Genomic DNA, 8,934 nt, shown 5'->3' on the forward strand with positions numbered 1-8,934 from the left:
CCATTTAAATTTGTGACCATAGAAGAACAGATAAAATACCATTTAAAACATTTAGGATCATGAAAACACAAGTTATTTCTTTCGATTACATTCGGGAACAAGTTAAAACAGGTATTATGCACATTGGTGTAGGCAATTTCCATCGTGCGCATGAAGAATTTTACACTAATAGATTATTGGCGGATACAACTCAGCAAAACTGGGGAATCTGTGGTGTCATGCTACTTCCCGGTGATGAACGTTTGTATAAAGCATTAAAAAAGCAAGATAATATTTATACATTGACTGTATGCGGACGTGACGGCAAGGACGAAGTCTATTGCATCGGTTCTTTGGTAGAGTTAATCTGGGGAGTGGAAAATCCGAAAGCTGTGATTGATAAAATAGCGGATAAGGATATTAAGATTATTACGATGACTATTACCGAAGGTGGATACAATATAGATAAGACTTCCGGTGAATTCATGTTGGGTGAGAATAATGTGAAGCATGATATTACCAACCCTCGTACTCCTAAAACCGTATTCGGTTTTATCGCCGAAGGATTGCGCCGTCGTAAAGAAGCGGGCAATGGTCCTATTACCTTACTTTCATGTGATAATCTTCAACATAACGGTAATACGGCAAAAAAGGCATTCACAACTTTTATTACAGCTCAAGACAAAGAATTAGCTGAATGGGTGGAACAGAATGTGACTTTTCCGAACAGTATGGTGGATCGCATCACTCCTGCTACTCGTCCGGAAGATGTCATTCTCCTGAATGAAAAGAACGGAACACAAGATGAAGCGCCTGTTTATAGTGAAGATTTCATACAATGGGTGATTGAAGATAATTTCATAGCCGGACGTCCTGCATGGGAGACTGTCGGAGTAGAATTCACCGATGATGTGACTGCTTATGAAAATATGAAACTGAGCTTGTTGAATGCATCCCATACCTTACTTTCCTATCCTGCTTTTCTCAGCGGTTACCGCAAAGTGGATGAAGCGATGCATGATGAACGTTTTGCACACTTTTTGCGTACATTCATGGATAAAGATATCACTCCCTATGTTCCGGTTCCGGGGAATACAGACCTTGAGTTATATAAACAAACATTGATCGAGCGTTTTGCCAATCGTTCTGTTAGTGATCAATTGGCACGTCTCTGTTTTGACGGGGTATCCAAATATCCGGTTTATGTCATGCCCAATCTGATAAAGATGATTCGTGATAAAGCGGATTTCACTCGTGTTGCTTTCTCGATGGCGGCTTATCGCCATTATCTGAAATATAGAACAGATGATAAAGGAGTTGCTTTTGAAATAAACGATCCATGGCTGACGGCCGAAGATCTGAAATTAATAGATAGTAATGATCCTGTTGATTTTCTGGGTATGTCTGCTTTCCAAAGTACTAACCTGAAAGCCGCAAATGATTTTGTTAAAGTTTATCTTCGAATGGTGGAGGATATTAAACAAAAAGGTATATTTACGGTATTGGAGTCTATTTAAAGCAGCACATCCATGATAACACAACAAAAAAGTAATAGTATAGGTCCGTTTCTGGTTCTTACCTTTATATATTTCATCGTAGGATTTCTGACCACTGTCAACGGGCAGTGTCAGGGACCTCTGAAAATGGCTTTTCTGGATCATGCGGAAGGCTTGAAAAATACATTTACCACCCTTATTTCTTTCTTTTTCTTTTTAGGATATTTGCTCAACAGTACTTTAGGAGGAAAGTGGATTAATACTGTCGGATATAAAAAGACGCTGCTCAGGGCAATGTCGGTCATGGTAGGTGGTTTGCTGATGTATTTTCTTTCTTCTTGGTTTGCTGTAAATTATGAGAATCTGGCTCTTCGGATTGCATCCGACTCCATTCCTTACGGATTCTTTATATTCTTGTTGGGCTCTTATCTGATGGGTACATCTGCCGCATTGTTGCAGGTAGTAATCAACCCTTATGTAGCAGCATACGATTTGAGAAATACCCAGCCGGTACAACGAATGAATATTGTTTGCGCTGTTAATTCATTCGGTACTACTATCGCTCCGTTTTTCGTTACAGGAGTCATGTTTGCGGGGGTAGCTATGGAAAATGTACGCGCAGGGCAACTTATGATACCTTTTATCGCTATTGCCGCTTGTGTTGCTGTGACCGCTCTTATTACAGCCCGTCTTCATTTGCCGGATATACAAGGAACACGAACGGAACACGGTGAGAAATTGGAGCGTAGCATCTGGTCATTCCGGCATCTCAAATTGGGAGTGATTGCTATCTTTTTCTATGTCGGTGCAGAAGTTTCCATTGGTGTCAACGTCAATTTGCATGCAATGGAGATGACCGGAGCAGATGGCCCCTCTCCTGCTCTGTATGCCACTCTATATTGGGGTGGATTGATGGTCGGACGAATCATTTCAGGATTGTTCAATAACATTTCTCCCCGCATACAATTGACGGTGACAACAATTATTGCGACCTTGCTTACATTGATTGCCATCTTTACCAATAATCTTTGGGTATTGGTCTCAGTAGGATTATGTCATTCTGTGATGTGGGGATGTATTTTTACACTTGCTATTAAAGGATTGAAGAAATACACGTCGAAAGCTTCCGGAGTATTTATGATGGGAGTATTTGGTGGTGCGGTCTTCCCTTTACTGCAAGGGATACTAGCCGATGTCATGGGTTCTTGGCAATGGACTTGGATGCTTATTGTCGTTTGTGAGTTAGTAATGCTGTATTATGCCCTTTGGGGATCGCGGATAAAAAATGCGGAATATTTGGAATCTTAATAATAATATGATGGAAAATCAGAATGGAATAATCATTGGTATGGGAGAAGCCCTGTGGGATATTCTTCCTGAAGGAAAGAAACTTGGCGGAGCACCTGCAAATTTTGCCTATCACATGTCACAGTTCGGATATGACAGTTTGGCTGTCAGCGCAATTGGTGAAGATAAATTGGGTGAAGAAATACAAGACAACTTCGACAGAAAGGGAGTGCGTCATTTACTGGAAAGAGTGCCTTATCCTACGGGAACGGTACAAGTTACTTTGGATGCAGCCGGAATTCCCTGTTATGAAATTAAAGAAAATGTGGCTTGGGATAATATTCCTTTCACTCCGAATTTGGAAAAATTGGCTCCTCAAGTGCGTGCCGTCTGTTTCGGATCGTTGGCACAACGGAATGTTGTTTCCGCCCGAACGATCAATCGCTTTCTGGATCTTATACCCGAAGAAGAAGGACGATATAAGATTTTCGACATCAATCTTCGTCAGGGATTTTTTAATAAAGAAACATTGCAAAATTCCTTTGAGAAATGTAATATTCTGAAGATAAACGATGAGGAACTTATTACGGTCAGCCGTCTGTTTGGCTTTCCAGGTATTGATCTTCAGGATAAATGTTGGATTATGCTGGCAAAATATGATTTAAAGATGCTTATCCTGACGTGTGGAGTCAATGGAAGTTATGTTTTTACTCCCGGTCATGTCTCATTTGTAGAGACTCCGAAAGTAGAAGTAGCCGATACTGTGGGTGCCGGTGATTCATTCACTGCTGCATTCATAGCCGCCCTTCTTGCCGGAAAAAGCGTATCAGAAGCACATCGGTTGGCCGTGGATGTCTCCGCCTATATCTGTACTCAGAACGGTGCAATGCCTGCATTACCTGATGAATTTAGGAATCGTATTTAGTGAAGTGAACTAATTTTAATAAGTATCTAGATGAATGTAAGAGATAAATTACGTTTTAATTCACAAAAATAAGAGGTCATCTGTTTACTACAGAGTTTTGAATTACGAGAAGTACTTATTAAAAACAGCAGCGATAATTTGGTGCATATCGTAATACTTATATTCAGCCAGTCTTCCACCGAATATTACATTCGGTTCCTGATTGGCTAACTCCCTGTATTGGGCGTATAGAGCAGAATTCTTATCATCGTTGACCGGATAGAAAGGTTCGCTTCCCTCTTTCCATTCGGATGAATACTCCCGTGAAATAACCGTCTTGGACTGTTGACCGAATTCGAAATGCTTATGTTCTATAATCCGTGTATAAGGCACTTCTTGTTCCGTATAGTTTATCACGGCATTTCCCTGATAGTTTTCACAATCAAGGACTTCCGTCTCAAAACGGACGGTACGGTATTCCAGTTTCCCGAAACGGTAATGATAGTATTCATCGATCTTTCCGGTGAAGACAATCTTATCTGCAATACTCTCAAAGTGTTCACGATCGGTAAAGAAATCCGTGTTACACCGGCTCTCTACATCTTCGAGCAATCCGTCAATCAGTTTGTTATACCCACCAATCGGAATCCCCTGGTACTTGTCGTTGAAATAGTTGTTGTCAAAAGTCAGGCGTACGGGCAGACGTTTGATGATGAATGCCGGAAGTTCCGTACATTTTCTTCCCCACTGCTTTTCCGTATAACCTTTGATAAGTTTCTCATAAATGTCTTTTCCTATTAATGAGATGGCTTGTTCCTCCAGATTACGTGGTTCTTCAACTCCGGCGGCTTTCATCGCTTCGACCGCTTCTCTCTTTTGTTCTTCTATCTTTCTTCGGGCTTCTTCCGGAGTTCTCGTTCCCCACATCTGATAGAAGGTGTTCATGTTAAAAGGAAGATTGTAGAGCTTTCCTTTATAGTTGGCAACCGGAGAATTGGTATAGCGGTTGAACTCCACGATGGAGTTTACAAAATCCCATACTTCTTTATTGGAAGTGTGGAATATATGTGCCCCGTAAGTATGTACATTGATTCCTTCTATGTTTTCACAATAGATATTTCCTCCCAAATGGGGACGTTTGTCAATGACCAAACAACTTTTTCCCTGTCGTTTAGCCATGTAAGCAAATGTAGCACCGAATAATCCAGCACCTACAATAAGGTAATCGTAAAATTTCATGTAAGTTATTTCAGAATTTCTTTGTATACTTTGTCCAATGCTTCAATCTTATTTTCCCATGTAAAGTTTGCATAGACATACTTCTTGGCTTTAATCCCTAATTCCGCGGTTTCCTTAGGATTTTGATAAGCCCATTTTAATTTATCTGCAAAGACTTCCAAGTTATTCTCATAAGAATCAGAAACCGGAACTTTTAATAATATATCATCAGGGAAAGCGTCTTGTCCGCCGGCATTAAAACAAATAGTAGGACAACCCAATACTGAAGCTTCCAGGACAGACATAGAACCGGAATCCCGAAAAGCGGGATAAACGGATAGACTGCAGGTGGTCAACATTTTCAGTAGTTCAGACCGTTGTATGAAAGGGATTAATTTAACATTGTCCGATAGTCCTTGTTCTCTTACCCATCCCATTACCAGTTTTTGCTCTTCTTCAAAACGTATGCCAACCAACTTAATCGTAAAGTCAGTTATAGAATTATCTATAAAAGCTCTTTTGGCAGCCTTTAAAAAGATATGTATTCCTTTCCAGTCAAAAGCCTTTCCAGCATAAATTATTTCAAATTTTGAGACTTTGTCTTCTGTAACAGTAAAATCTTTAAAATCATTCGGTTCGAAAGCAATAGCGGGAAGAAGTTGGATCGGATAATTATAACAGTATGAGGAAAGACGTTCTATATTTTCCTGAGTGGAAAATAAAAAATATTTCTTGTTTTTTTTTCGCTTAACCCACCATCCGAATATTTTCAGATCGTTTCCTTTTCTACGAATTCTCTCTTTTTTTGTTGTATGTTCCAGCAAGTCCTGATAAAAAGAGGGATCTATTGTCTCTGCTCCTCCCACAGGTCCCATAACAAAAGGAATATTCAGAAAGAATCCGGGGGACGGAGTACGATACTGATTAAATGTCAGATGATGGATAATATCAAAATGGAAGTCCTTATGTCTCTTTTTTATGAAGTTTCTGCATAATAATTGCCATGATAAGTAATTTATCTGTTCCCCCCAATTAGATTTCATCTCATTCTTGTAAAACATCCATTTGGGAATATCGTAAAATAAGAAATGCAGATTCTTTATAGGATGTTCTTCCAATTCTTTTAATATTTTTTCTTTGCATCGGCTACGGGTAAGCACATATACATTATATTGGGGACAATGTTTGGCTAATAATGTCGGAACATACCATCCTACACCATATTCTGACCCTGCTCCCGGTTCACTGGCATAGGCTAACAGTAAAATGGATTTTTGCATGATGTTTATGAAGGATACTTGATTTGTGATTTTATCTATAAATATTTTATATAATTGAATTGAGGTAACGGTTTGCTGTATTGGGGTTGGTATATAGAAGAGCCGTGTTTTTAGCGTTTTGAGAGATTTGTGCTAATTCTAGAACGCTCATATTTTCTATTTTTGTCAGAATAGATTTTAAATCATTGGCATTACCGGCTTCACATAAGAATCCATTATGTCCATCAATAATAATTCCATCTATTCCTTCATTTTTAGATGCTATTGTTATACATCCGGCAGCCATAGCCTCTAAATAAACTAAACCAAATGTTTCTTTTTCACTGATCATTATGAAACAATCTGTTTTGGATAGTATTCTTTGGGTATTATCGCGTGATATGCGTCCATGAAATTGAACTTTTGACTGCATATTATTTTTATTAGCTAAGGTTTGTATACGGTTCGCTAATGGACCATCACCTATATAATTAATGGTGAAATTTGTATTTTTTTTGTCTTTTAAAACTTCTATCAAGGCTTCCGGATGTTTCCGTTCAATAAGAGTACCAATGTAAGTATATGTCATGAATGGATATTTTATATTTCTATCTTCTGTCGATATAAAACTTGTAGGGATTCCCGAATAACACATGAATTTTTTGTGTGCCTTTACCCACGGATACTCTTTTTCAAAAACTTCTTTTATTCTTTTCGAACGATATCCTAATGTATTTACTGATTTCAAATATAGTTCACCCGAAGAACCATAATCTCTTTGTATTAATGGCAGTTCTTCGTGTATAATTAATGCCGTTCTTTTATGATATATTGTTTGCAAATTATGTATTAATTTTAGTTGGGGAGTAAGCCAATGTCCTATGATTATATCAGGTGTGAAATTTTGCAGTTCTAATATTTGTTTGATTTTTAGAGTCTGTTGGTCATATGATTTTTTAGTAAATCCACATCTGGGTGCTGGTTTAATCATATTTCTGCGGAATACTTTAACATTGTCTATTATATAATCACGTTCCGGTAATTTGTGTGTAATAAATGAATACCCTGTTTTATTGGCTAACTTTTGTTTTAGAAAACGGAGTGGGAAATACACCCAATAAGGAAAAGTAGTTTGATTATGTACCACAACAACCCTATGTCCCATTAAGGCCCATTCTTTTGTAAAGTAGTGCACAACAGATGTCAGATCTTTAGGAATATCGTCAGCGGGATAATTAGACGTCAATAATAATATATTCATACTTTCGATAGTGTGCTAATTATTTTCCGGTACAATGCTTATTTAATGAATTATTTTATTTTTAATGCGTCGTAGTATTTGTGACATGAATCTTGGAATAAAAAAGAATGTGATGATATAAGCTATGTTCTTAGGATTTTCGGGAATGTCAATTGCAAAATCTTTTTTTATTATATTTCTTTTGTATATTGGTCTTTGGCGTAATGTCATTTTACAATCATTATCTACATTTTCATTGTGTATAACTTCTATCCACATAGGTGTTTGGTGATTGTTGATACATATAAATGGTATTCCACAGCTTTTTATGTAATAATGGTTGTACTCCAAGATTGTTTTAAAATCTTCATCGTTAAAATTGTTATCTATCAGTGCTAGGAAATGATTATTAGAATATGGAATTCTAAAAGCTAATTTCAAATCAGTATAGTATTGCATTCCATATTTGAAAGAATATATAGTCATATTCTCCTTTTGTTGGGTATGTAATTCTACTAATTTCTCGATGTATTCTGTATGGACTGCATCATCATTGTCTAATCTACATGTTATTAAGTAATTAGTACTATGTTCTTTATGTGATTGTATGTATCTGCTTATATAGGAATCAACTCCTTTTGTCTCGGTCTCATCAAGGTAACATGGATGAAAATTCGGCATCATTCGTGACATGTTATCTATTTCTGTTTTAAATATTGGGGGAGTATCGATGTCGAATAAACATAACCAAATGAAGTCTTGATAGGTCTGTGATTTTATACAGGGGAAACAATATTGTTTGAATAGTGAAAATCTATTAACCAGCCATTTGTCGGATAATGTTGTTTGGTTGTTTTTATCTTTCCCCCAAAGTTTTAAATTAAATCTTGTTATTATAAAAATAGAACTTTTCATTGTTATGTCGTTATTATAACTCCTTTTTCTGATAATTTCTTTTATAAATCCCTTACCATAAATGGCCTGCTTACTTCCAATTCGCCTTTCTCGGAGTCATATACTCCTATCACCAGCGGCTTGTTAGTTTTTAGTGCCCATTCCAGCATTTCGGGTATTTGGGAAGTCTCGAAACGCCAGTCGGCAGAGTAAGCCAGACAGGAGATGACCTTGCAGTAGGCGAACAGGGAAGTGTCCATTCCGTTATAGATCTTATTGATTGTCTTTTTGCTGCAGCTCAGCTCGATTTTCAGATTTCTTTTCGACCACGTTGAAAAACTGTCCAACAGACAGATTGATTCTGCTATGGCCTGATAAATGTCCGGTAGATTGTCGGGATTTTCTTTCTGTTTCATTTTAAGTTTTATGCGCGCATGTATACGCATGATAAAAAAGTTATTGACTTTTCGGGAAGGTTTCGTGACCTCCCTTCTGTTTTTATTCCTGTACTTTTATGCTCTTTTTGAAAGATTCAAGACAACTGTTATAAACTCCTTATGGTTTGTTTTAAACTTTTTAATTTTGTAAAATAAAGAGCGTTAGCGTCCAAAAATGACATATCCGATAATGAAAGCCGTCAAAAGAGGGTTCCACTAT

8 protein-coding genes are annotated in these 8,934 nt (G+C 37.5%); 3 read left to right on the forward strand and 5 right to left on the reverse strand.

Translation table 11 applies throughout. The features are described 5' to 3' along the window. The first annotated feature begins 59 nt into the window (after positions 1-59). Genes DXB63_RS15960 through DXB63_RS15970 form a run of 3 tightly spaced genes read left to right on the forward strand, consistent with a single transcriptional unit; the run spans position 60 to position 3,687 of the window. On the forward strand, positions 60-1,496 hold the full coding sequence (locus DXB63_RS15960) for a mannitol dehydrogenase family protein (RefSeq protein ID WP_122127393.1): 1,437 nt from the start codon (positions 60-62) through the stop codon (positions 1,494-1,496). Between the two features lie 15 nt (positions 1,497-1,511). Next, a complete protein-coding gene (locus tag DXB63_RS15965) occupies positions 1,512-2,783 on the forward strand; it encodes an MFS transporter (protein ID WP_178300610.1) in 1,272 nt (423 codons plus the stop codon). A 10-nt stretch (positions 2,784-2,793) separates the two neighbouring features. Beyond that, the gene (locus DXB63_RS15970) at positions 2,794-3,687 is read left to right on the forward strand and encodes a carbohydrate kinase (RefSeq protein ID WP_233522881.1); all 894 of its coding nucleotides are present in this window, start codon (positions 2,794-2,796) and stop codon (positions 3,685-3,687) included. A 102-nt stretch (positions 3,688-3,789) separates the two neighbouring features. Here the strand turns inward: DXB63_RS15970 and glf are convergent, their stop codons facing one another. Genes glf through DXB63_RS15995 form a run of 5 tightly spaced genes read right to left on the reverse strand, consistent with a single transcriptional unit; the run spans position 3,790 to position 8,693 of the window. Continuing rightward, positions 3,790-4,905 carry a UDP-galactopyranose mutase gene (gene glf / locus DXB63_RS15975; RefSeq protein WP_122127396.1) on the reverse strand — a complete coding sequence of 372 codons (1,116 nt, stop codon included), beginning with the start codon at positions 4,903-4,905 and terminating at the stop codon, positions 3,790-3,792. Between the two features lie 5 nt (positions 4,906-4,910). Then, a complete protein-coding gene (locus tag DXB63_RS15980; protein WP_122127397.1) occupies positions 4,911-6,164 on the reverse strand; it encodes a glycosyltransferase family 4 protein in 1,254 nt (417 codons plus the stop codon). Between the two features lie 46 nt (positions 6,165-6,210). Then, positions 6,211-7,404, reverse strand: a complete 1,194-nt coding sequence (locus tag DXB63_RS15985) for a glycosyltransferase (protein WP_122127398.1) — start codon at positions 7,402-7,404, stop codon at positions 6,211-6,213. Positions 7,405-7,446: 42 nt separating this feature from the next. Continuing rightward, positions 7,447-8,298 carry a glycosyltransferase gene (locus DXB63_RS15990; protein ID WP_122127399.1) on the reverse strand — a complete coding sequence of 284 codons (852 nt, stop codon included), beginning with the start codon at positions 8,296-8,298 and terminating at the stop codon, positions 7,447-7,449. A 41-nt stretch (positions 8,299-8,339) separates the two neighbouring features. After that, on the reverse strand, positions 8,340-8,693 hold the full coding sequence (locus DXB63_RS15995; protein ID WP_147332301.1) for a hypothetical protein: 354 nt from the start codon (positions 8,691-8,693) through the stop codon (positions 8,340-8,342). Between the last annotated feature and the right edge of the window lie 241 nt (positions 8,694-8,934).

Origin of the sequence: Bacteroides sp. OM05-12 (assembly GCF_003438995.1) — a bacterium.
GTDB lineage: Bacteria > Bacteroidota > Bacteroidia > Bacteroidales > Bacteroidaceae > Bacteroides.

Coding starts and splice junctions, on each gene's coding strand:
- DXB63_RS15985 (WP_122127398.1), bottom strand. CDS start 7,404: ATGAATATATTATTATTGACGTCTAATTATCCCGCTGACGATATTCCT.
- DXB63_RS15990 (WP_122127399.1), bottom strand. CDS start 8,298: ATGAAAAGTTCTATTTTTATAATAACAAGATTTAATTTAAAACTTTGG.
- DXB63_RS15995 (WP_147332301.1), bottom strand. CDS start 8,693: ATGAAACAGAAAGAAAATCCCGACAATCTACCGGACATTTATCAGGCC.
- DXB63_RS15980 (WP_122127397.1), bottom strand. CDS start 6,164: ATGCAAAAATCCATTTTACTGTTAGCCTATGCCAGTGAACCGGGAGCA.
- DXB63_RS15960 (WP_122127393.1), top strand. CDS start 60: ATGAAAACACAAGTTATTTCTTTCGATTACATTCGGGAACAAGTTAAA.
- glf (WP_122127396.1), bottom strand. CDS start 4,905: ATGAAATTTTACGATTACCTTATTGTAGGTGCTGGATTATTCGGTGCT.
- DXB63_RS15970 (WP_233522881.1), top strand. CDS start 2,794: ATGGAAAATCAGAATGGAATAATCATTGGTATGGGAGAAGCCCTGTGG.